20 protein-coding genes are annotated in these 23,357 nt (G+C 64.7%); 11 read left to right on the top strand and 9 right to left on the bottom strand.

Annotated elements, in window-relative coordinates:
- Positions 1 to 66 precede the first annotated feature (66 nt).
- On the top strand, positions 67 to 1,179 hold the full coding sequence (locus CO675_RS03150) for an SMP-30/gluconolactonase/LRE family protein (protein ID WP_097670532.1): 1,113 nt from the start codon (positions 67 to 69) through the stop codon (positions 1,177 to 1,179).
- Between the two features lie 129 nt (positions 1,180 to 1,308).
- Here the strand turns inward: CO675_RS03150 and ppc are convergent, their stop codons facing one another.
- The 3 genes from ppc to CO675_RS03135 form a co-directional block, all read right to left on the bottom strand.
- Entirely contained in the window at positions 1,309 to 4,101 is a 2,793-nt protein-coding gene (gene ppc, locus CO675_RS03145) for a phosphoenolpyruvate carboxylase (RefSeq protein WP_097670531.1), read from the bottom strand.
- A 148-nt stretch (positions 4,102 to 4,249) separates the two neighbouring features.
- Positions 4,250 to 5,794 (bottom strand): acyl-CoA synthetase, encoded by a 1,545-nt coding sequence (locus tag CO675_RS03140; protein ID WP_097670530.1) that lies wholly within the window; start codon positions 5,792 to 5,794, stop codon positions 4,250 to 4,252.
- A 141-nt stretch (positions 5,795 to 5,935) separates the two neighbouring features.
- Positions 5,936 to 6,748, bottom strand: a complete 813-nt coding sequence (locus tag CO675_RS03135; RefSeq protein ID WP_097670897.1) for a crotonase/enoyl-CoA hydratase family protein — start codon at positions 6,746 to 6,748, stop codon at positions 5,936 to 5,938.
- Between the two features lie 100 nt (positions 6,749 to 6,848).
- On the opposite strand from CO675_RS03135, the gene CO675_RS03130 reads away from it, so the two are divergent.
- Positions 6,849 to 7,724, top strand: a complete 876-nt coding sequence (locus tag CO675_RS03130; protein ID WP_097670529.1) for an SDR family oxidoreductase — start codon at positions 6,849 to 6,851, stop codon at positions 7,722 to 7,724.
- Between the two features lie 240 nt (positions 7,725 to 7,964).
- A complete protein-coding gene (locus CO675_RS03125; RefSeq protein ID WP_097670528.1) occupies positions 7,965 to 9,545 on the top strand; it encodes a fatty acid--CoA ligase in 1,581 nt (526 codons plus the stop codon).
- A gap of 141 nt (positions 9,546 to 9,686) precedes the next feature.
- Here the strand turns inward: CO675_RS03125 and CO675_RS03120 are convergent, their stop codons facing one another.
- The gene (locus CO675_RS03120; RefSeq protein ID WP_097670527.1) at positions 9,687 to 10,160 is read right to left on the bottom strand and encodes a GFA family protein; all 474 of its coding nucleotides are present in this window, start codon (positions 10,158 to 10,160) and stop codon (positions 9,687 to 9,689) included.
- Between the two features lie 82 nt (positions 10,161 to 10,242).
- Positions 10,243 to 11,517, bottom strand: a complete 1,275-nt coding sequence (locus tag CO675_RS03115; protein WP_097670896.1) for an acyl-CoA dehydrogenase family protein — start codon at positions 11,515 to 11,517, stop codon at positions 10,243 to 10,245.
- A 220-nt stretch (positions 11,518 to 11,737) separates the two neighbouring features.
- On the opposite strand from CO675_RS03115, the gene CO675_RS03110 reads away from it, so the two are divergent.
- Positions 11,738 to 12,517: an enoyl-CoA hydratase-related protein gene (locus CO675_RS03110; protein ID WP_097670526.1), complete on the top strand. Its 780-nt coding sequence runs from the start codon at positions 11,738 to 11,740 to the stop codon at positions 12,515 to 12,517.
- A gap of 94 nt (positions 12,518 to 12,611) precedes the next feature.
- Here CO675_RS03110 and CO675_RS03105 read toward each other — a convergent pair whose 3' ends face one another.
- The 3 genes from CO675_RS03105 to CO675_RS03095 are packed head-to-tail and all read right to left on the bottom strand — an operon-like array spanning position 12,612 to position 14,762.
- The gene (locus tag CO675_RS03105) at positions 12,612 to 12,983 is read right to left on the bottom strand and encodes a DUF6285 domain-containing protein (protein ID WP_097670525.1); all 372 of its coding nucleotides are present in this window, start codon (positions 12,981 to 12,983) and stop codon (positions 12,612 to 12,614) included.
- Position 12,984: 1 nt separating this feature from the next.
- Positions 12,985 to 13,971 (bottom strand): phosphotransferase family protein, encoded by a 987-nt coding sequence (locus CO675_RS03100; RefSeq protein WP_097670524.1) that lies wholly within the window; start codon positions 13,969 to 13,971, stop codon positions 12,985 to 12,987.
- Complete coding sequence (locus CO675_RS03095; protein ID WP_097670523.1) at positions 13,968 to 14,762, bottom strand: enoyl-CoA hydratase/isomerase; 795 nt, start codon at positions 14,760 to 14,762, stop codon at positions 13,968 to 13,970. The genes CO675_RS03100 and CO675_RS03095 overlap by 4 nt, the downstream gene beginning before the upstream one ends.
- Before the next feature lie 163 nt (positions 14,763 to 14,925).
- Here CO675_RS03095 and CO675_RS03090 point away from each other — a divergent pair, with 163 nt between their 5' ends.
- The 5 genes from CO675_RS03090 to CO675_RS03070 all read left to right on the top strand — a co-directional run bounded on the left by CO675_RS03090 (position 14,926) and on the right by CO675_RS03070 (position 19,233).
- Complete coding sequence (locus tag CO675_RS03090) at positions 14,926 to 15,708, top strand: SDR family NAD(P)-dependent oxidoreductase (protein ID WP_050406764.1); 783 nt, start codon at positions 14,926 to 14,928, stop codon at positions 15,706 to 15,708.
- Between the two features lie 354 nt (positions 15,709 to 16,062).
- Complete coding sequence (locus CO675_RS03085) at positions 16,063 to 16,440, top strand: VOC family protein (protein ID WP_097670522.1); 378 nt, start codon at positions 16,063 to 16,065, stop codon at positions 16,438 to 16,440.
- Between the two features lie 174 nt (positions 16,441 to 16,614).
- Positions 16,615 to 17,889 carry an acyl-CoA dehydrogenase family protein gene (locus tag CO675_RS03080; protein WP_097670521.1) on the top strand — a complete coding sequence of 425 codons (1,275 nt, stop codon included), beginning with the start codon at positions 16,615 to 16,617 and terminating at the stop codon, positions 17,887 to 17,889.
- Positions 17,890 to 18,029: 140 nt separating this feature from the next.
- The gene (locus tag CO675_RS03075) at positions 18,030 to 18,656 is read left to right on the top strand and encodes a flavin reductase family protein (RefSeq protein WP_097670520.1); all 627 of its coding nucleotides are present in this window, start codon (positions 18,030 to 18,032) and stop codon (positions 18,654 to 18,656) included.
- A gap of 301 nt (positions 18,657 to 18,957) precedes the next feature.
- Positions 18,958 to 19,233: a GNAT family N-acetyltransferase gene (locus CO675_RS03070; RefSeq protein ID WP_097670519.1), complete on the top strand. Its 276-nt coding sequence runs from the start codon at positions 18,958 to 18,960 to the stop codon at positions 19,231 to 19,233.
- Between the two features lie 95 nt (positions 19,234 to 19,328).
- On the opposite strand, the gene yghU is transcribed toward CO675_RS03070, so the two are convergent.
- Complete coding sequence (gene yghU, locus CO675_RS03065) at positions 19,329 to 20,207, bottom strand: glutathione-dependent disulfide-bond oxidoreductase (RefSeq protein WP_097670895.1); 879 nt, start codon at positions 20,205 to 20,207, stop codon at positions 19,329 to 19,331.
- A gap of 275 nt (positions 20,208 to 20,482) precedes the next feature.
- On the opposite strand from yghU, the gene CO675_RS03060 reads away from it, so the two are divergent.
- Positions 20,483 to 21,616, top strand: coding sequence for a nitronate monooxygenase (locus CO675_RS03060; protein WP_097670518.1), 1,134 nt, complete (start codon positions 20,483 to 20,485; stop codon positions 21,614 to 21,616).
- A 146-nt stretch (positions 21,617 to 21,762) separates the two neighbouring features.
- Entirely contained in the window at positions 21,763 to 23,274 is a 1,512-nt protein-coding gene (locus tag CO675_RS03055) for an acetyl-CoA acetyltransferase (protein WP_097670517.1), read from the top strand.
- Positions 23,275 to 23,357 lie beyond the last annotated feature (83 nt).

Below are 23,357 nucleotides of genomic sequence, written 5' to 3'. Positions count from 1 at the left end.
CGCATTGTGCCAGAATTGCGGGCGCATGATCGTCCTCCCCATAACAAAAAAGCCTGGGAGGACTTCGTGACAAATCCAAACAACACAGAGCAACACGAGGCCGACGGAACGAAGGCGTTCGACCGTCGAACCATTTTGCGCGGCGCAACCGCGCTTGCTGCAACCGCGATAGCGGCGTCAGATGCATCCGCTCGCGACTACGGCCGCAATGCGGAGCCGCAGCGTTATCCCGATCCTGACATCGTCGTGATCGACGACAAGCGCTTCAAGGCCAAGGTCGGCAACACCGCGATCAAGCGGCTCTACACCGGCTGCCTCTGGGCGGAAGGCCCGGCCTGGAACGCGCAGGGCCAGTATCTGGTGTGGAGCGATATCCCGGCCAACCGGCAGTTGCGCTATCTCGACGATGACGGCCACATCTCCGAGCAGTTCCACAAGCCGTCGAACGAGGCCAACGGCTCGACCTTCGATTTCGAAGGCCGCCAGATCACGGCCGAGCGCACGCGGCTGGTGCGCTACGAGCACGACGGAACCGTCACCTCATTGGCCGAGCAAGCCAATGGCAAGCAGCTCAACGGGCCGAACGACATGGTCGTGCATCCCAACGACAAGTCGATCTGGTTCACCGATCCCGGCTACGGCGCGGTCTCGATCTACGAGGGCCAGCGCGCCAACACCGGTTCGGTTCAGCCCTACCAGAAGGAAGCCGTCTACCGCATCGACGCTGCGACCGGACAAATCACCAAGGTCGCGGACGAACCGTTCAAGCCGAACGGCATCGCCTTCAGCCACGACTACAAGAAGGTCTATGTCTGCGACACCGGCATCACGCACTATCCCAATGCGAAGAACATCGTCTGGCAGTACGACCTCAACGGCGACAAGCTCTCCAACCCGCGCACGCTGATCGACATGACGCTGGACGGCAAGTCAGGCTTCCCTGACGGCATGCGTGTCGACATCGACGGCAACATCTGGGTCGGCGCCGGTTGGGTCGGCCCGGGTTATGACGGCGTGCAGGTGTTCGCGCCCGACGGTCAGCGCATCGGGCAGATCCTGCTGCCGGAGACATGCGCCAACCTCACCTTCGGCGGCAAGAAGCGCAACCGCCTGTTCATGACCGCAAGCCAGTCATTGTATGCGGTGTATGTGGAGACCAGGGGCGCACATAACTGTTAATACTCGTCGTCCCGGCGTAGGCCGGGACCCATAACCACCGCCGTCAATTGTTGAAAGAAGCTGGAGCTCCAGCATACCAAAAAAACAACTGGTCGTGGTTATGGGTCCCGGCTTTCGCCGGGACGACAATCAGCCGCTGTTTCTCAAGCCAGCCGAGATCCCGTTGATCGTGATCTGAATCCCGCGCAGCACCTGCTCGTCCGGGTTCTGCGCGCGGTGTTCCTTCAGCAACTCCACCTGCACGTGATTGAGCGGGTCGAGATAGGGGAAGCGGTTGCGGATGCCGCGCTCCAACAGCGGGTTGCCTTGCAGCAGCCGGTCGTGGCCCATGATGTCGAGCAGCGTCTCGATCGAAAGATGCCATTCGCGGCGGATCTGGCCAAAGATCTTCTCACGCAGCGCAACGTCGGGCACGAGCTCCGCGTAGCGCGAGGCGATTGCGATCGAGCTCTTCGCCAACACCATGTCCATGTTGGAGAGCAACGTGCGGAAGAACGGCCATTCCCTGTAGAGCTCCTGCAGGAACTGCATGCCCTGCTCGGGGTGCTCGGCAATCCAGGTCTCGACCGCGCTGCCGAAGCCGTACCAGCCCGGCAGCATCAGCCGGCATTGCGCCCAAGAGAACACCCAGGGAATGGCGCGCAGGTCCTCGATCTCGCGGGTCTTCTTGCGCGAAGCCGGACGGCTGCCGATGTTCAACGTCGCGATCTCGTTGATCACGGTCGAGCCCCAGAAATAGTCGGCGAAGCCCTCGGTCTCATAGACGAGACCCCGATAGGCCTTGAACGCGAGCGCGGAGATCTCCTCCATCGCCTTGAGATATTCCGGGCGCGGCGCGCTCTGCCGCGGCTGCAGCAGGCTGGTTTCCAGCGTGGCGGCGGCGAGGATTTCCAGGTTGCTGCGGCCGACCTCGGCATTGGAATATTTCGAGGAGATGATCTCGCCCTGCTCGGTGATGCGGATCTGGCCGTTCACCGCGCCGCCGGGCTGCGCGATGATTGCATCATAGCTCGGGCCGCCGCCGCGGCCGACCGAGCCGCCGCGGCCGTGGAACAGCCGCAACCGCACGCCGTGGCGCTCGAACACCTCGACGAGGCCGATCTCGGCCTTGTAGAGCTCCCAGCCCGAGGTGACGAAACCGCCGTCCTTGTTACTGTCGGAATAGCCGAGCATTACCTCCTGCACGCTGCCGAGGCTGTCGACCAGCTTGCGATAATCGTGCAGCACCAGCATGCGGTCCATGATGCCGCTGGAAGCCTGCAGGTCCTCGATGGTCTCGAACAGCGGCACGATGTTGATGGCGCTGCGGCCAGACGGATTGACCAGCCCGACCTCCTTCAGCAGCACCGCGACCTCGAGCATGTCGGACATGCCCTTGCACATCGAGATGATGCATTGGGGGATCACCTCGTGGCCGAACCTGGCGTGCGCCTCTGCCGCGGCCCGGAACACAGCAAGCTCGCCCTGCGTCTCCTCGGAATATTTGACGAAGGGCGAAGCCAGCGGCCGCGCGTTGCGCAATTCACCGAGCAGCAGGCCGACGCGCGCATCCTCGCCGAGCGCCAGATACGACGTGCCGGGATTGGCGGTGTCGAGCAGCTCGGCGACGGTACGCTCGTGCACCGCCGAGTTCTGGCGAATGTCGAGCCGCGCCAGATGGAATCCGAAGCAATCCACCGCCCGCCGCAACTGCCGCAGCCGGCCGCGTGCGATCACGCCGGAATTGTTCGCGATCAGCGAGCGATTGAGCACGTCGAGATCGGCCTGGAACTCCTCGACGCTCGCATAGGGCTCGGCCTTGCCGACCGGCGGCCGCGTGGTTTCGACCTCGAGCCGCATGGCAGTGGCCGCGAGCCGCGCATAGATGCCCGATACCGCCAGACGATACGGCTCGCCGCTCCGATGCGGTGAGGTGTCGGGCGAGCGTTCGGCCAGGATGCGCAACTCGTCAGAGACGTCGGCAAGGTGCGCCGCCAGCGACAGCTCGGCGCCAAGCGCGTGCAGCTCCTCGAGATAGAAGCTGAGCACCCGGCTCGACTGCAGCCGCAGCGTGCCGCGCATCACCTCCGCCGTGACGAACGGATTGCCGTCGCGGTCGCCGCCGATCCAGCTGCCCATCCGGAGGAACGAGGCCAGCTCGCCCGCTTCGCCGCCCTCCTTGTTCAGACGATCCTCCAGCGCGCAGTGCACGCGCGGGACTTCCTGCAGGAAGGTGTAATCGTAGAACGACAGGCCGTTGGCGACCTCGTCGAGCACGGTCAGCTTGGTCCGGCGCAACAGGTTGGTCTGCCACAACGTCACGACCGCGCGGCGCAACTGCTCGTCGCTGGCTTCGCTCTCCTCCGGCGTCATCTCTAGCCGCTCGCGGCGATCGAGCAGCTCCGCGATCTCCATCTCGCGGTCCATCGTGCTCTTGCGGCGGACCTCGGTCGGATGTGCGGTCAGGACCGGGCTGACCAGCGCGCTCTTGAAGAAGCTGCGCAAATCGGCCGGGCTGATGCCGGCCTGGCGAGCGTGGACCAGCGTCTGCTCCAGCGTGCTCGGCCGCGGCGCCCCGCTGGGACCGCGGCTGCGCATCTGGCGGATGTTGTTCTGGTCCTCGGCGATGTTGGCGAGATGTGAGAAATAGCTGAAGGCGCGGACGATCCGCAGCGTCTCGGCGATCGACATGCCGTCGAGGATGCCTTCCAACTCCCGCCGCGCCAGCTTGTCCTCGTCGCGGTGGAACCGGACCGAGGTCTGGCGGATGCGCTCGACCAGGTCGAACACGCCGGCCCCTTCCTGGTCGCGCACGGTATCGCCCAGCACGCGCCCCAGGAGCCGGATGTCGTTCCGGAGCCGTGCATCCTCCTCTTGTGCCGCCTTTTCTGCGGCACTCCTGGCACCGAGGTCGGTCTCGGAAGGCATGGTCTGGGGTGACATGGCGGGCTACTCCAGAGGCTGCCGGGTTCCTCCGGAGTGTGCGCTTTTTTTGCCGCAGCGCAAGATGAACTTGGAAGCGGTGCACACTCCCGTCGTCCCGGCCTAGCGCGCGATTGCGCGCGAGGGCCGGGACGACAGCGGGTGTGGCCTAAATCCGCCGTCCCGCCCGCTCCCAATAGGGATCACGCAGCCGACGCTTGAAGATTTTCCCGGAATCCTCGCGCGGCAGGTTGGACTGGATCTCGATGTGCTTGGGCACCTTGTAGTCGGCCAGTGCGGTCTTGAGCTGGGCGCGGACCGAGGCGATGTCGAGCGTGACGCCGGGCTGCGGTTCGACCACCGCCATCAGCGCCTCACCGAACTCGGCGTCGGGAATGCCGAACACCGCACAATCGTGCACGCCGCGCACCGCATGCAGCACCGCCTCGATCTCGGCCGGATAGATGTTGACGCCGCCCGAGATCACCATGTCGCGCTTGCGGTCGCAGATGAAGACGTAGCCGTCCGCGTCGATATAGCCGACGTCGCCCGAGGTGATGAATCCCTGCCGGTCGATCTCGGCGCGCTTCTCGGACTTGTTGTGATAGGTGAAATCGGGATTGCCCGCGATCCGCGAATAGATCTCCCCGATCTGGCCCGGCGCGACGTCCTTGCCGTCGTCGCCGATGAAGCGCAGCTCGGCGCCGGGCGAAATCTTTCCGACCGTGCCGGGCTTCTTCAGCGCGTCCTCGGAATTGGCAAACGTCACCGCACCAGACTCGGTCGAGCCGTAAAATTCGTAGATCACCGGCCCCCACCATTCGATCATGGCGCGCTTGACGTCGGGCGGACAGGGCGCGGCGGCATGGATGATGTGCCGCAGCGACGACATGTCGTACTTCCTGCGCACCTCTTCCGGCAGCTTCATCAGACGGATGAACATCGTCGGCACCATGAAGATGGTGTCGATCTTCTCGCGCTCGATCAGCTGCAGAAACTCCTCCGCGTCGAAGCGCGGCATCAGCACCAGCGCGCCGCCGAGCCTGCCCGAACGCAGCCCGAAGGAATTCGGCGCCGAATGGTAGAGCGGTCCCGGCAGGATCGCACGTGCCCCCGGCTTCAGGCCGTAGATCATCCCGCGCATCGCTTCCGCATTGGCGGTCTGCTCCGGCGTCGGCGCGAAGCGGCGCACGCCCTTCGGATGGCCCGTCGTGCCCGAGGTGTAGATCATGTTCTGCGGCTGCGGCACCACAGGGCCGTCATAGCGCGGGAACTGAGCCAGCCAGGATTCGAAATCGATCGCGAAGTCGGGTGTCGCGAGATGATCGGGATTGACCTTGTAGTTGGCGAGGATTTCCGGCGGCGTCGGCACGCTGAGCACGGTGACGTCATCAGGGATCGCGCCGCGCAGCGGATGCAGCATGTCGGCATGGCCGATCAGGACCCGCGTGCCGGAATCCGTCAGCACGTAATTGATTTCCTCCGGCTTGAAATGCCAGTTGACCGGCACGCCATAGGCGCCGAGCCGCATCGCGGCGTAGGCAGCCTCGATGAAGGCGATATCGTTGCGCATCAGCATGCAGACGCTGTCGCCCGGCTTGACGCCGAGCTTGTTCAGGCCGCTCGCGATACGGTCGGTGCGCTCGGCGACCGCCGCATGATCGCGCCGGCGACCACCGCTGATAATGCCGAGGAAGGGCTTTGACGTTTCCATTATCGTGGTCCGATCTTTCGTCGGGTTTAGCTGTCATTCGGGGGCGCGCGAAGCGCGAACCCGGAATCTCGAGATTCTCTGGTGCGCAATTGCGCACCATAGTTCGATGCTACGCATCGCCCTGGAATGACGCGGCGGTCGCTACCCAACATCCGCGAACCTTGGCGCGCGCTTCTCCAGATTGGCGCGCACGGATTCGGTCTGGTTCGGGCCGCCGAGCAACTTCTGCTGCTCGACGGATTCCGCAAGCAACGCGGCCGCCGGATCGACCGACAGATTGTTCAGCATGCGCTTGGCGGCACGGATCGCATCCGGGCTCTTGCCGGCGATCTCGCGTGCGACTTCGAGCGCCGCGGCACGCGGATCGTCGCAGACGCGGGTGGCGAGGCCATAACCTTGGGCCTCCTGCGCCGAGAAGATGCGGCCGGTGTAGGTGAGCTCGCGCAGGATATCGTCGCGCACGAGGCTAGCGAGGATCGGCGTGCCGGCCATGTCGGGGACGAGGCCCCACTTGATCTCCATGATCGACATCCGCGCGTCCGGCGACAGGAAGCGCATGTCGGCGCCGAGCGCGAGCTGGAAGCCGCCGCCGAAGGCGACGCCGTGGACCGCGGCGATCACCGGCACCGGAAGCTGGCGCCAGCCCCAGACTGCCTGCTGCGGAAAATTCGCCTTGCCATGGGTGCGGATCGTGAGATCGCGCTTCTCGCCGCCCGGCACTCCGTTACCGCCATCCTTCATGGCGGCGAAACGGCCCATGTCGAGGCCAGCGCAGAACGCACGGCCCTCGCCGGAGAGCACGACGACCCGAACGCCTTTTTCCTTGGAAAGACGGTCGGTTGCGGCCACCAGCGCCTCGAACATCGCCGCATCGAGCGCGTTCATCTTGTCTGCCCGCACCAGGCGGACATCGGCGATACCGTCCGAAATCGATATCGAAACGCGATCTTCCATCATTCCCTCCGCTTTGTCCTTGAGTTGGCGCTTTACACAAAGGCCGTTGTCCGCTTTTAGTCAATCGACCAATTAACTGACAACCCCCGTGGAGGAAACGATGTTCTCTGACCAGCTTCTTGCCGGGCGGCGCATACTGGTAACCGGTGGTGGCACGGGCCTTGGCAAGGCCATGGCCTCGCGGTTCCTGCAGCTCGGAGCCGAGGTGCATATCTGCGGCCGCCGCAAGAGCGTCTGCGACGAGACCGCCACCGAACTGATGGCCGAATATGGCGGACGCGTGGTCAGCCACGGCGTCGATATCCGCAATGCGATGGCGGTCGACGAGATGATCGAGTCGATCTGGACCACCAGCGGTCCCCTCACCGATCTCATCAACAACGCCGCCGGCAACTTCATCTCGCGCTCCGAAGAGCTGTCGCCGCGCGGCTTCGACGCGGTCGCCAACATCGTGATGCACGGCACCTTTTATGTGACGCATGCGGTGGGCCGGCGCTGGATCGCCGGCGGCCATCGCGGCAATGTGGTGTCAATCACCGTGACCTGGGTGCGCAACGGGTCGCCCTACGTGGTGCCGTCGGCGATGAGCAAGTCGGCGATCCACGCCATGACCATGTCGCTCGCGATCGAATGGGGCCGTCACGGCATCCGCCTCAACACCATCGCGCCCGGCGAGATCCCGACCGAGGGCATGAGCAAGCGCATCAAGCCCGGCGACGAGGCTGGCGCACGGACCAAGGCGATGAACCCGATGGGCCGCGTCGGCACCATGGAGGAGCTGCAGAACCTCGCGGTGTTCCTGATCTCCGGCGGCTGCGACTGGATCAACGGCGAGACCATCGCCATGGACGGCGCGCAGGCGCTGGCAATGGGCGGCAATTTCTACCAGCTCCGCGACTGGAGCGACGACGACTGGACCAAGGCACGCGAGTCGATCAAGGCCCAGAACGAGAAGGATCGCGCGGCGCGGGGGTAAGGCCCGCGCTGGCGCCTCACCCTCCGCCGTCGTCCTGGCGAAAGCCAGGACCCATAACCACCACTGTGCGCGATTGCGCACGTTGTGGCCGTAGCGTCGCGCCTCATTTGCACTGGTGGTAATGGGTCCTGGCTTTCGCCAGGACGACGTTGAGAGATCGCAGCCACCAACCCCGTATTGTTTTTCCCGCGCGATGCCGCCACACTCCGCGCAAACAAAACAAGACGTCACGGGGGAAACATGTCCGACGCGCCGAAACTGAGCAACCTTGCCGACATGGTGCGCGACCGCGCCACGAGCCGCGGCGCTGCGCTGGCCTATGAGTTCGAGGGCCGGCAGACCTCCTTCGCCGAATTCGACACCAACACCAACCGCGTCGCCAATGCGCTGATCGCGATGGGCATCAGGAAGGGCGAGCGCATCGCCTATCTCGGCAAGAACAGCGACTTCTATTTCGAATTGCTGATGGGGGCGATGAAGGCCGGCGTGGTGATGGCGCCAGTGAACTGGCGCCTCGCAGGTCCCGAGGTCGCCTTCATCGTCGACGACTGCAAGGCGCCGGCGCTGTTCGTCGGCCCCGAGTTCATCGCCCAGGCGCGCAACATCAGCGACAAGCTGCCGAGCGTTCGCACCACCATCACGACCGAGGGCGGCGCGCCGGAATGGCCCGACTATCTCGCCTGGCGCGATGCACAGAGCGGCAATGATCCGCGCGTTGCGATCGAGCCCAAGGACATCGCGATCCAGCTCTACACCTCGGGCACCACAGGCAAGCCGAAGGGCGCGATGCTGTCGCACGCCAACTTCCTCAACCTGGTGCAGAGCGGCAACGAGGCCGAGAAGCCGGAATGGAACCGGTGGACCACCGACGACGTCTCGCTGGTCGCGATGCCGATCTTCCACATCGGCGGCTCCGGCTGGGGCGTCATGGGGCTCTATCACGGCGCCCGCGGCGTGATCGCCCGCGAATTCGATCCGACCAAGGTGCTCGACTTCTTCGAGCAGTCCGGCATCACCAAGCTGTTCATGGTGCCGGCCGCGATGCAATTCGTGGTGCGGCAACCGCGCGCGCGGCAGGTCGACTTTTCCCGTTTGAAGTACATGCTGTATGGCGCCTCGCCGATCCCGGCGGCGCTGCTGAAGGAGTGCATCGAGGTCTTCAAGTGCGGCTTCGTGCAGATGTACGGCATGACCGAGACCACCGGCACCATCGTCGCGCTGCCGCCGGAGGATCACATCGAGGGGCTCGACCGCATGCGCTCCGCCGGCAAGGCGCTGCCCGGCATCGAGCTCGCGATCCTCGACCCGGATGGCAAGCCGCTGCCGCCCGGCGAAGTCGGCGAGATCGCCACCCGCTCCGGCTCCAACATGGCCGGCTACTGGAATCTGCCCGAGGCCACCGCGCGCACCATCGATAGCGACGGCTGGCTGCGCACCGGCGATGCCGGCTACATGGACCGCGACGACTATCTCTACATCCACGATCGCATCAAGGACATGATCATCTCCGGCGGCGAGAACATCTATCCCGCCGAAGTCGAGAGCGCGCTGTGCGACCACCCCGACGTCGCGGAAGCCGCCGTGATCGGCATCCCCGACGACAAATGGGGCGAGGCGGTCAAAGCGGTGGTGGTGATGAAGCCGGGCAAGAGCGCGACCGCCACCGACATCATCAACTTCACCCGTGAGCGGATCGCCGGTTACAAGACACCGAAATCGGTCGACTTCATCCCGGCGCTGCCGCGCAACCCGTCAGGCAAGATTTTGCGGCGGAATTTGCGCGATCCGTACTGGGTGGGGAAGGATCGGCAGGTGAACTAACTTCCGTCGTCCCGGCGCAGGCCGGGACCCATTGTCACAAAAAGCAGTTGGCCGAGACGAATGCGGCCCCAGCGTGGTTCAGCAACAAACGGCGGTGGTTATGGGTCCCGGCGTTCGCCGGGACGACGGTGGAGAGAGCCGTCAGGTCTTCTTCATCCTCTCCCGCAGCACGCGCCAGCGCTCCTGCGCCTCCACGGGCCACACCTCTCGCCGATCGTAATACTCGGCGAACACCTTGGCACCGGGCGGGAACATCACCCACGGCTGTTTGGATGACGTGAAGATGTGGACGTCGGGCGGGCACCAGCTCGGATCATCCATCGTGCCGACGCGGACGAAGCGCACCGCCGGTCCCGCGCCCGGATAATTGCTCCACACCGCGACCTTGCAGCGCGGGCAGCGGGCGATCTTCTGCCCCTTGCCGCTCGCCGATGGCGTGTCCACGATCTCGGGCTCGGCCGCGATGTGCTCGACCCGCTCGGCCTCGTACATCGCGTTGAGCGCATGCACGGTGCCGGTCTCGCGCTGGCACCAGGTGCAGTGGCAGGCGTGCACGATCATCGGCCTGCCGTTGAGGCGGTAGCGGACGTTTCTGCAGGTGCATCCGCCTTCCATGTCGTGCCGCCTCTAGATCCTTGTTTGACGCGTTTTCTTCACGCGAACCGGTATCCACTTCGCTCGAAAACGCTCTGGTGCCTCAGTGCTTGCCGGCCCCCATGTAGCCGAATAAGAAGCCAGCCACCTTGCGCTTCTGGATTTCCTCGCTGCCTTCGGTGATGCGATAGCGGCGATGGTGGCGGTAGATGTGCTCGAACGGCTTGTGGCGCGAATAGCCCATGCCGCCATGCACCTGCATCGCGCGGTCGGCGGCCTCGCAGCACAGCCGGTTTGCCCAGAAGTTGCACATCGAGACCCGGTCCGACAGCGTGTGCTCGACCTGCGCCTGGGTCAGTTGATCCATCTCCCAGGCGGTCTTGCGGATCAACAGCCGCAGCATCTCGGCCTGGGTCGCGAGCTCGACAAGCGGCCACTGGATCGCCTGGTTCTCGGCCAGCGCCTTGCCGAACGGTTTTCGCTCCCGCGCGTACTTCACGCTTTCGTTGATGCAATACACGGCCGCGCCGAGCGAGCTCGCGGCCTGGCGGATGCGGTTCTCATGGACAAAACATTGCGCCAGCGACAGGCCGCGGCCGACCTCGCCGAACTGCGCATCCTCTGGCACGAACACGTCGGTGAAGCTGACCCGCGGGTGATCGGTCGGCATGTTGAAGGTCCACATATACTCCTCGACCTTCACGCCCGCCGAGTTCGCCGGCACCAGGAAGCAGCTGATGCCGCGCGCGTCGCCGTCATTGCCCGAGGTGCGGGCAAACAGCGCGCAGTGCGTCGCGACATGCATGCCTGTGGTCCACATCTTCTCGCCGTTGATGATCCAGCCCTTGACGTTGTCACGGGTGGCCTGCACGGCCTTGGTCTCCATATGCGTGGCGTCGGAACCATGCTCGGGCTCGGTCAGGCCGAACGTGATGCGGTACTTGCCGGTGATCGAGCCGTCGATCATCTCCTTCTGCTCGTCGGTTCCGTAGCGGTCGAGCATGGTGACGATCGGCAGATTGCCGACGATCGAGTGCTCGTTCTGCAGATCGTTGTGCAGGCCGAGCCCCTTCGAGGCAAAATGCTCGCGGATCACGGCCATCCAGAGGTTGGAGCCGTCCTTGCCGCCGTAACGCTTCGGGATCGCAAAGCGCAGATGGCCGGCGGCATCGGCGAGGTTCTTGACCTTGCGCAGCAAGAGCTCCCATTCACGGCGCGGCAGGCCGCCCTTGTCGAAATCGGTGCGCGCCCATTCGCGGCGATGATCGAAGAAGCGGATGTTGTCGTCAGCCGCTTCCAGCGGCTTGACCTCGCGTTCGATGAAGCGATCGAGCTCGGCGAGATAGGCTGTCAGGTCAGCCGGCAGATTGAAATCCAAGGCGGTCACTCCCGAAGAACTTGTTGATTCTGGTTTTGCGTTTAGACGCTATCGCGCAGCCGCGTTCGGAGCGATTAAGGTGAGAAGCACGCCGCCAAGTCAAGCAGGCCGATGAGGCTTGCGCGCGCGGTCGCGTTGCGTAATTGGATGGCGCGGAACGAGGCGCAGGCGCTAGGATAGCGGCCATATTCTTCGCCGCAGAAAATCGACGGGAGCAAACATGGATCTGAAATTCTCCAAGGTGACGCGCAAGGGTCCCATCACCATCGTGACGCTGTCGCGGCCCGAGGTCTACAACGCGCTGCATATCGACGCGCATTTCGAGCTCAACAAGGTGTTCGACGACTTCTCCGCCGATCCCGAGCAGTGGGTCGCGATCGTCACCGGCGCCGGCGACAAGGCGTTCTGCGCCGGCAACGACCTGAAATGGCAGGCGGCGGGCGGCAAGCGTGGCTGGGACAAGGGCGGCTTCGCCGGCCTGACCAGCCGCTTCGACTGCGACAAGCCGATCATCGCCGCCGTCAATGGCGTCGCAATGGGCGGCGGGTTCGAGATCGCGCTGGCCTGCGACCTGATCATCGCCTCCGAGAATGCGACCTTCGCTTTGCCCGAGCCGCGCGTGGGCCTTGCGGCACTCGCTGGCGGCGTCCACCGCTTGCCGCGCCAGATCGGGCTGAAGCGCGCCATGGGCATGATCCTGACCGCGCGCCATGTCAGCGCCAAGGAAGGCCTCGAGCTCGGCTTCGTCAATGAGGTCGTGCCGCAGGGCGAGGCGCTGGCCGCCGCCGAGCGCTGGGCCGAGACCATCGCCAAGAACTCGCCAATGTCGATCCGCGCCTCCAAGCAGGCGATCCAGAAGGGCCTCGAAGTCTCGCTGGAACAGGCGCTGGCCGAGCAGCGCGAGTATCCGGCGGTGAAGGCGATGGCCGCGTCGCAGGATTACATCGAGGGTCCGAAGGCGTTTTCGGAGAAGCGTCCGCCGAAGTGGTTGGGGCGGTAGCAACAAACTCACTCCACCCGTCATTCCGGGCTCGCCGCTTTGCCGCGCCCGGAATGGCCGTTGCTAGAGTGGGCAGAGCGCAGCGAAACCCATCCTACTTTCCGAATTCCCTCTTGTACGACGCGTAGTTCGGCTGGTCGACGGCGAGCTTGTCCATCGTGGTCTGCCACAGATGCTCCGGCAGCCCCGGCGTCTTCAAATCGACCTCGCCGCTCGCGATCTTCTCCGACAGCGCGCGATTCAGCTCCATCAGCGTGCCGTCTGCGCCGAGCAGCACCTTCAGCCGCGCGGCCTCGGTCGCATCGCCGGCCTCGGCGAGCGCAAGCTGCCGCGTCACCAGATCGAGCGCGTTGATGCCGACGCGCAGCTTGAAGCTGTTGTGCCCCTTGATGACAGGCGCGATCTCGGTGCGCAGGAAATCGGCGACGGCCTTGATCAGTTCGGTGGGTGTCGGTTCGTCCTGCATCTTACTTTCCTCGCGGAGCAAGCAGCCTAAGCAGATCGATCTCGGTCTCCGACGCGCGGCGCCCGATCATCGCGCGCTCCATCGAATGATCGGGGCCCAGGCGGAAGCGCTGCATCATGCCGCAGCACATCACGCCCCAGCGCAGCGTCCCCATCACTTCCCAGAACATCACGCGGTCGGGGTCGGCCTTGCGGCCGGCTTCTTCATAGCCGGCGAACAGATCCTCGCGGGAGCCGAAGCCGCCGACCGGCTTGTCGATCTCGCCGAAGCGCCAGGAGTTGACGCAGATCCAGCCGAGATCCTCCATGGGATCGCCGGTGTGCGCGAGCTCCCAGTCGAGTACGGCGCGCACCCCGTCGGGGCCGATGATCAGATTGCCGTGACGGAAATCACCATGCACCAGCGTCACCTCGGACGACGGACCGGGATCGTGATCGCGCAGCCAGCGCAGCGCCAATTCGAATACCGGCCGCGGCCAGTTGAAGCTGTGATACTCGCGGCCGAGATCCTCGATCTCCTTGGTTGCCGTCAGGCCGCGCAGCTTCGGCAGCTTTGCTTGCGGCAGGCCATGGATGCCGGCGATGACACGGCCGAGCTGGCGCGCCAGCATCGGCCGCGCTTTGGCAAATTCCTCGTCGCGCAAAATTTTCCGCGCGATGGTCTCGCCTTCGACCCGCGCCATGATGAAGCCGCGGCCGAGGCCGTCTTCCGGCCTCAGGACATGCATCACCTTCGGCGACGGCAGGCCCGCGTCATGCGCGAGCTGCATCAGCGTCGCCTCGGCCTCGAGGCCGGCGGCGCGGCCTGGCGCGGCACCGTAGCCCGGCGGCGCGCGGCGCAGGATCGCGCCGACATTGCCATCAGGGTGCACGATGTCGAACGTCCAGGTCTCCTGGCTGGCGCCGCCGGAAAGCTTTGCCGCGCCGGTGACGCCCGTCGCGCCCGGATGAAACGAGGCGACGCAGCGGGTGAGCTCGGTCTCGATCATTTGCCCGTGAACTTCGCCGGCCGCTTCTCAAGGAACGCGGTGACGCCTTCCTTGAAATCCTCGGCGCGGCCCGCGATCCGCTGCGACTCGAATTCCAGATTGAGCTGATCCTCGAGGGTGTTTTCCGGGCTGTCCCAATAAAGCTTGCGGATCAGCGACAGCGCCACCGTCGGGCCGCTGGCAAGATCATGCGCGAGCTTCATGGTCTCCTCCATCAGCGCGCCGTCGTCATAGACGCGGTTGACGAGACCCCATTCCAGCGCCTTCTCGGCCGGCAGCCGCTCGCCGAGCAGCGACAGCTCGACCGAGCGCGCCTTGCCGATCAGCCGCGGCAGCAGCCAGGTCGAGCCACAATCCGGCACCAGGCCGATGCGGCGGAACGCCTGCAGGAAATACGACGAGCGCGCGCACAGGATGAGGTCGCCCATCAAGGCGAAGCTCATGCCGGCGCCGGCGGCCGGACCGTTCACCGCGGTCACGATCGGACAGTGCAGCTTACGCAATCGGCGGAGGAACGGGTGGAACGCGGTTTCCAGCGCCGCGCCGGCGTTGCTCCTGCCGGGCTTCTGCTGCTGGTTGCGGCCTTGCAGATTGGCGCCGGTGCAGAAGGCGCGGCCGGCGCCCGTGATGACCAGGCAGCGCACCTCGTCGCGCTTGTCGTCGATCGCATCAAGCGCCTCGGCGAGGCCGCCCAGCATGTCGATCGAGACCGCGTTCATGACTTCCTGATGGTCGAGTTTGAGGATCGCGACCGATCCGTCGAAGTCGAGCGTGACGTGCTTGAACTGCATGGTTTCCTCTTTACGTTGCTTCGGCGGTTGGTACCGCGGTAGGTCGATGGGTCGACCTATGTTTGGACCCATATTTGATTTTTGTGCCGGGCTTGTCCATGGTCGGCGGCAAGCCCATCCGTGAACGCGTGATTAGCGCGCACCAAACCAAATGGAAACCCCAATGAGTGGCATCTTCGATCTCACCGGCCGCGTCGCTGTCATCACCGGCGGCAATGGCGGCATCGGCCTCGGCATCGCGCAGGCGCTCAACGCCGCCGGCTGCAACGTCGCGATCTGGGGCCGCAACGCGGAAAAAAACGCCAACGCCGCGGCCTCGATGAAGGCCGGCCCCGGCAAGGTCGCCACCCAATTCTGCGACGTCAGCGATCCCGGCTCGGTCAAGACCGCGATGAAGGCGACGCTCGACACCTTCGGCCGCGTCGACGGCTGCTTCGCCAATGCCGGCATCGGGGGCGGCGGACGCCGCTCCTTCATCGACCGCACCGAGGAAGAGTGGCGCAAGATGTTCGCGACCAATCTCGACGGCGTCTTCCATGTATTCCAGGCTGCGGCACGCCACATGACCGAGCGCTCCGAGGCCGGCGACAAGTTCGGCCGGCTGGTCGCGACCTCGAGCCTCGCCTCGCTGTTCGGCACCGCGCGCAACGAGCACTATGCCGGCACCAAGGCCGCGCTGAATGCGCTGTGCCGCGCGCTCGGCGTCGAACTCGCCCGCCATGGCGTCACCGCGAATGCGATCCTGCCCGGCTGGATCAAGAGCGACATGACCGCCGGCATCATGGCCAACGACAAGTTCGTCGCCAACGTAATGCCCCGCATCCCGGTGCGCCGCTTCGGCGAGCCCAGTGATTTCGGCGGCATCGCCGTCTACCTCATGAGCAAGGCGTCGTCCTATCACACGGCGGACTGCTTTGTGATCGACGGCGGGTACACGGCGTTCTGAGTGGGCCGCAGCGGCCGCCGCATTCACCGCCGTCGTCCCGGCCTAGTGCGCAATTGCGCACTAGGCCGGGACGACGCTGAATGTGTTGCGCGGTCTGTGGATGATCATCCGCGTCCTCCTGGCGCTACCGCGCCCGAGTCTTGCGTTAACTTGCTCCGCTGATTGAACAGACGCGCAGAGAAAGCTCGGTGCCGATCGCACCCACGCGAGCCTCGGAATGGCGATCGGAGATGGCGTCGCATCAGAACAACGCGCGACGCCGCGTCGCTTCCGTCGAAACAAAACTGCTGCTAGCGTTCGCGTTGCGAGGGCGCACAAAGCGGCTTTCGTCAACAAGCAGGGAGGATATTTCAGATGTTTTCACACGTGATGGTTGGCACCAACGATCTGGACAAGGCCAAGGCGTTCTATGATGCGCTGCTCGGCACGCTCGATGTCCGGCCGGCCCGGGTCGACGGTCACCGCATTATGTACCTCACCAAGGCCGGCATTTTCATGGTTTCCAAGCCGATCAACGGCGAATCGGCCACGCACGCAAATGGCGGCACGATCGGCTTTGCCTGCTCTTCGCCGGAACAGGTCCACGCCTGGCACGCGGCCGGCGTTGCCAATGGCGGCAAGCCCTGCGAGGACCCGCCGGGCGTGCGCGAGGGAGGCGGCATCAAGCTCTACCTCGCCTATCTGCGTGACCTCGACGGCAACAAGATCTGCGCGATGCATCGGATGACCTAACCGGCGTCCGCCGGGCCTTTTCACGCTGTACGCGACGGCGTTCAAACAACGTTTGAAACGCCGTCGCGAAATTCCGCGATGCGGTAGAGACATCAGGAAAATCGGTACTCGCGCTTCGCGCCGCACGCGTTTATTGTCCGCCGCGAACGCGCCTTCGCGACGGGAGAAACGACAATGAAGCATGCCTATGTGCCGCGCACCACGAACTACACGCTCAATCCGGGCGACGAGCTCAACGACCTCCGCATGTCGGACAAGGTCCGCCCGCTTTACGACCATGTGAAGCAGTTCATCCGCGACACCGTCGACCCGATGTCGGTCGAGTTCTATCGCGCCGGCGAGAAGAAGACCAACCGCTGGAGCTTCACGGACGAGCAGCTCGCGATCCTGCAGAAGGCCAAGGACAAGGCGAAGGAAGTCGGCCTCTGGAACTTCTTCCTGCCCGACGCCGAAACCGGCGACGGCCTCAACAACCTCGACTACGCCTACATCGCCGCCGAGCTCGGCAAGAGCCCGCTGGCCTCCGAGACGATGAACTGCTCGGCGCCCGACACCGGCAACATGGAGGTTCTGGAGCGCGTCGGCACCAAGGCGCAGAAGGAGAAGTGGCTGAAGCCGCTGCTCAACGGCGAGATCCGCTCGGCCTATGCGATGACCGAGCCGAACGTCGCCTCCTCCGACGCCAAGAACATCTCGACCACCGCAAAGCTGGTCGGCGACGAGTGGGTGATCAACGGCGAGAAGTATTACATCTCCGGCGCCGGCGATCCGCGCTGCAAGATCATGATCGTGATGGTGAAGACCAATCCCGACGCAGCGCCGAGCAAGCAGCAGTCGCAGATTCTGGTGCCGATCGACACCCCCGGCGTCGAGATCCTTGGGCCCATGCACGTGTTCGGCCATGACCACGCGCCGCGCGGCCACATGCATCTGCGCTTCAACAATGTGAAGGTGCCGAAGGAGAACATGCTGCTCGGCGAAGGCCGCGGCTTCGAGATCTCGCAGGTCCGCCTTGGTCCCGGCCGCATCCATCACTGCATGCGCACCATCGGCAAGGCCGAGAAGGCGCTCGACATGATGGTGCAGCGCGGCCTCACCCGCGAAGCGTTCGGCAAGAAGATCGCCCATCTCGGTGGCAACATGCAGATCATCGCCCAGGCGCGCTGCGAGATCGAGGCGATGCGGCTGATGGTGTTGAAGGCCGCCAAGGCGATGGACGTGCTCGGCAACAAGGAAGCCCGCGTCTGGGTCTCGATGGTCAAGGCCATGGTGCCCGAACGCGCCTGCAAGGTGATCGACCAGGCGATCCAGATGCACGGCGCCACCGGCATCTCGCAATGGTCGCCGCTCGGCGAAATGTACCAGGACGTCCGCCATCTGCGCTTCGCCGACGGTCCGGACGAGGTGCACTGGATGGTGGTCGGCCGCCACGAACTGAGCATGACGTAGTCTTCCCTCTCCCCGCGCATGGGGAGACGAGCAAGCAGAAGCATGGGGCGGGTTAGCGTCAGCGTAACCCGCCTTTTGCTTTCCGAACGGCTGACGGCGGGTTACGCTTCGCTAACCCGCCCTACGTTTTCGGACATCCCATGGAATATTCCCCGAGCGACCTCAGCCAACGCGAACGCTACAAGGTGCTAACCTCCTTCGTGCTGCCGCGGCCGATCGCCTGGGTGACGAGCCTCGGCGCGGACGGCGTGGTCAATGCGGCGCCGTTCTCGTTCTTCAACGTGTTCTGCGAGGACCCACCGCTCTGCATGTTCGCGGTCAACCGCAGGCCCGACGGCCGCGAGAAGGACACGCTGGTTAATATCCAGCGCTTGGGCGAGTTCGTTGTCAATCTGACCGACGAGCCATTGGCGCGCGCGATGCACGAGACCTCGGGCGACTTCCCGCCCGAGATCGGCGAGCCCGACTATCTCGGCCTCAAGCTCGCGCCCGCGCGCAAGATCGCGGTGCCCCGGCTCGCCGACGCGCCGTTCGCGATGGAATGCAAGACCTGGAAGCTGATCGATGTCAATGGCGACCGCCAGCTGGTCATGGGCGAAGGCATTCACTTCCACATCCGCGACGAATTGTGGGACCGTGATGCGATGCGCGTCCACATGGAGCGTTACCATCCGATCGGCCGCATGTTTGCGGATCGCTACTGCCGCACCGACGACCGCGTGGTGTTTCCCGCGGCTGAAGGGGCAAAAAGCAAATCGGCAAGTTGAGGTTCGAGTCGTGCTGCAGCCGAACGCACAGGCGTCTGTAGGTCTAGTCCTGCTTCGGACTATCGTATCGATCGTTGTCGTTGGAGCTTTCTACGCCGCCTATCTGAGAATATCAGGCGACGGCATTCGCCTGATATTTGTCCTGATCATTATTGCAGTTCCCTCGGCTCTCGCCATTGTCAGGTTACTGCGACGCTAGTCAGGGTTACATTCTGGGACTTCATCGAGCCGATCATCCGATTTGGCCGCAAGTGTCGGTCAGACGGCCAGGCGCGTGCAAAGGAAATAGCGAGGGACGAGCATGAGCGAAGCATTCCGCGACAACCCGGCACAGAGCCGGTTCGAACTCTCGGTCGATGGCACCGTCGCCTTCGTGGTCTATCGCAAGACCCCGGATACGATCACGCTGGTTCATACCGAAGTGCCGCCGGAGCTCGGCGGCCGCGGCATCGGCTCAAAGATCGCGCGTGCCACGCTGGATGCGGTGCGCGCCCAGGGCATCAGACTCGTGGTGAAGTGCGAATTCATCCAGGGCTTCATGAAGAAGCATCCGGAGTATGACGATTTGCTGGGATAAGCATGGCCCGTAGGACGGGTTAGCCGAAGGCGTAACCCGCCGCCCAACAAACGATGGCGGATTACGCTTCGCTAATCCGCCCTACAAAGACAAAGCTACGACGCCGCCTGCTCGCCGATCTTGTCCTGCGTCCTGGTCTCGAAATCGCCGGCGTCATGGCGCTCGTGGAGCTGGCTCGACGGCTCGCCCCAGGTGCGGTTGACCATTCGGCCGCGCTTCACCGCGGGCCGTGCCGCGATCGCATCGGTCCAGCGCTGCACGTTCTTGTAGTCCTGCACCGAGAGGAATTCGCCGCCGCCGTAGAGCAGGCCCTTGGCGAGGCTGCCGTACCACGGCCACACCGCCATGTCGGCGATGGTGTAGACGTCGCCCGCGAGATATTCGTTGTCGGCGAGCCGGCGGTCGAGCACGTCGAGCTGGCGCTTCACCTCCATCGCGAAGCGATCGATGGCATATTCGATTTTGGTCGGCGCATAGGCATAGAAATGTCCGAAGCCGCCGCCGAGATAGGGCGCTGAGCCCATTTGCCAGAACAGCCAGGAGAAGGTTTCGGCGCGGGTCTTGACGTCGGTCGGCAGGAACGCGCCGAACTTTTCCGCGAGGTACACCAGGATCGAACCCGACTCGAACACCCGGATCGGCTCCTTCCCGCTGCGGTCCATCAGCGCCGGAATCTTGGAATTCGGATTGACCGCGACGAAGCCGCTGCCGAACTGGTTGCCGTCGATCTTGATCAGCCAGGCATCGTACTCCGCGCCCTTGTGGCCCGCCGCCAGCAGCTCTTCCAGCATCACGGTGACCTTGACGCCGTTCGGCGTCGCCAGCGAGTAGAGTTGCAGCGGATGACGGCCGACCGGCAGCTCCTTGTCATGGGTCGGACCGGCAATCGGCCGATTGATGCTGGCGAAGCGCCCGCCGCTCTCCTTGTTCCAGGTCCAGACTTTCGGCGGCTCGTAGGCTGAGGTGTCAGTCACGTCGTTGGCTCCCGGTTCACGTTTCCAAGGTGGCGCGGCGGCCGCCGGGCCCATCCCATGTCCGCACTAGATGGTGCGCACGCTGCGCTTTGCCCACCCCGCCCGATCGCATTTTCTATCCAGCGGAATGCGCTGCGAGCGATGCAGCCAGGCAGCGCCTGCACGCAAGATCGCCACAGCCGAAACCCGCTTGGCTTCGCCGACCGTGATGCGCTAGCGTTGCAGGGGCTGACGCCAACAAGCACAAGAAGCAGCCGCCGGGAGAAAACCAGTCCATGAAATCACCGATCTGCGACATGCTGGGAATTGAATTCCCCCTGCTCGCTTTCAGCCATTGCCGCGACGTGGTGGCGGCGGTCAGCCGCGCCGGCGGCTTCGGCGTATTCGGCGCGACCCGGTATCTGCCGGAGACGCTGGAGCAGGAGCTGAAATGGATCGACGATCACGTCGACGGCAAGCCCTACGGCATCGACGTGCTGATCCCCGAGAACATCTCGACCGCGGGTGAAAAGAACGTCACCTGGAAGAGCCTTGAAAAACGCGTTTCCCAAGAGCATCGCGATTTCACCCGCAATCTCCTGAAGAAATACAACATCGAGCTCACGACGCAGAGCGTCGCCGACAACCAGCCGCAGCCGTTCGATGCCGAGACCGCGCTGCAATTGCTCGAAGTCTCGTTCCGCCATCCGATCCGGCTGATCGCCAACGCGCTCGGCGTACCACCGAGAGCGATGATCGAGATGGGCCGCAAGCACGGCGTGCCGGTGGCGGCGCTGGTCGGCTCCAAGGAACACGCGTTGCGCCAGGTTGCGGCCGGCGTCGACATCCTCGTTGCGCAGGGCACCGAGGCCGGCGGCCATTGCGGCGAGGTCTCGACCATGGTGCTGGTGCCCGAGGTGATCAAGGCGGTCAGGAAAATCCGCGACGTGCCGGTGCTCGCCGCCGGCGGCATCATGACCGGCAGCCAGATGGCGGCCTGCATGGCGATGGGCGCGGCCGGCGCCTGGACCGGTTCGATTTGGCTTGCCACGGTGGAGTCGGAGACGTCCGAGATCTTCCGCGAGAAGATGATCGCGGCGTCCTCGCGCGACGCGATCCGCTCGAAGGGCCGCACCGGCAAGCCGGCGCGGCAGCTCCGCTCGGTGTGGACCGACGCCTGGGACCGCTCGCCGGACAGCCCCGGCGCGCTGCCGATGCCGCTGCAAAGCATCATCAGCCGCGATGCCTTCAACGCAATCGACCGCGCCGCTGAGGCCGGCAACGAGAAGGCGCGCGACCTGGTCAGCTATTTCGTCGGCCAAGGTGTCGGCCTGGTCGACAGCGTGAAGTCGGCAGGCGCCGTGGTGCAGGAATTCAAGGAAGATTTCGTCGAGGCCGTCGAGCACATGAACGCGCTGGTGGCGGAGTGATCGAATACGTGGCCCCTCCCCGTCATTGCGAGGAGCAAAGCGACGCAGCAATCCACCTATGCCGTGTAGAGATGTGGATTGCTTCGCTTTGCTCGCAATGACGCCCATAACAATCGAGTCCAATACCGCAGAGTGAAGCAACAAGAATGTCGAACAGCATCCCCGAAGACCGCATTCCCGTCATCGTCGGCGTCGGCGAGGTCGTCGATCGTCCGAAGGACATCGCCGCCGGCCTCGAGCCGCTCACCTTGCTGGAAGAGGCGCTGAAGCGCGCCGAGGCCGACAGCGGCGCAAAATTGCTTTCCGACGTGCAGTCGCTCGACGTCGTCAACTTCCTGAGCTGGCGCTACCGCGATCCGGAGAAGCAGCTCGCGCAGCGGCTCGGCATCGCGCCCGCGCATCTCTATTACGGCCCGGTCGGCGGCGAGAGCCCGATCCGCTATCTGCACGAGGCGGCGCAGCGCATCGCGCGCGGCGAATGCAGTGTTGCCGCGGTCTGCGGCGCAGAGGCGCAATCGACCGCGACCAAGGCGCAGCGCGCCGGCGTCGAGTTGCCGTGGACGCCGTTCGCCCATGACGTGGAGGAGCCGAAGCGCGGCGCCGCATTCCAGAAGCCGCTTGCGGTTGCGCTCGGCGTGTTCCGCCCGATCACGGTCTACCCGCTCTATGAGTCCGCCACCTCGGCGCATTGGGGCCAGACGCCGCGCGAGGCGCTGAAGGAGTCCGGCGACCTTTGGTCGACCTATGCGCGGGTTGCCGCCGACAATCCGAACGCGTGGCTGAAGAAGCGCTTCAGCGGCGAGGAGATCACGACCGCGACGCCGGACAACCGGATGATCGCCTGGCCCTACACCAAGCTGATGGTGGCGAACCCGACGGTGAACATGGGCGGAGCACTAATCCTGACCAGCCTGGCGAAAGCGCGCGCCGCGGGCGTGCCCGAGGACAAACTGATCTATCCGCTCGGCGGCGCCTCCGCGGAAGAGCCGCGCGACTATCTGATCCGTGACCAGTTCGTCGAGAGCCACGCGCAGAATGCGGTGCTGAAGGCGGTGATGGACCTCGTCGGCGGCGACGGCAGGAAGTTCGACGCGATCGAGCTCTATAGCTGCTTCCCCTGCGTGCCGAAGATGGCGCGCCGCACGCTCGGCCTAGGCAGCGACGTGCAGCCGACCGTGACCGGTGGCCTGACGTTTTTCGGCGCGCCGCTCAACACCTACATGACGCATTCGGCCTGCGCGATGGTGCGCAAGCTGCGCAACGGCGGCACGCTCGGCCTGCTCTACGGCCAGGGCGGCTTCGTCACCAAGCATCATGGCCTCGTGCTGTCACGCGCGGCGCCGGCGGCGGCACTCAAGCAGGAGACCAGCGTGCAGGCGGAGGCCGATCGCAACAGGCGCAACGTGCCCGATTTCACCGCCGAAGCGACAGGGAAAGGCAAGGTCGAGGCCTTCACCGTGATCTATCGCGCCAATGGCGAGGTCGAGCACGGCGTCACCATGCTGCGCACCGAAGACGGCCGCCGCACGCTCGGCCGCATCCCGGCGAGCGACACGGCGACATTGACCTATCTGCAGAACCTCGACCGCACGCCGATCGGCAGCACGGGTGACATCGTCACTGCGAGTGACGGCGTGAGGGAATGGCGAGTGGGATAAGACCTCTGGCCCCGGACGCGGTATAGGACTCCCTCACCCCGCTCTTGCGGGGAGAGGTAAGGGCCGCCCGCCCCACGCATCAG

It is taken from the genome of Bradyrhizobium sp. C9, from assembly GCF_002532045.1.
Lineage (GTDB): Bacteria > Pseudomonadota > Alphaproteobacteria > Rhizobiales > Xanthobacteraceae > Bradyrhizobium.
The sequence above is the reverse complement of the archived record's forward strand: the minus strand, read 5'-3'. Positions and strand labels throughout refer to the sequence as shown.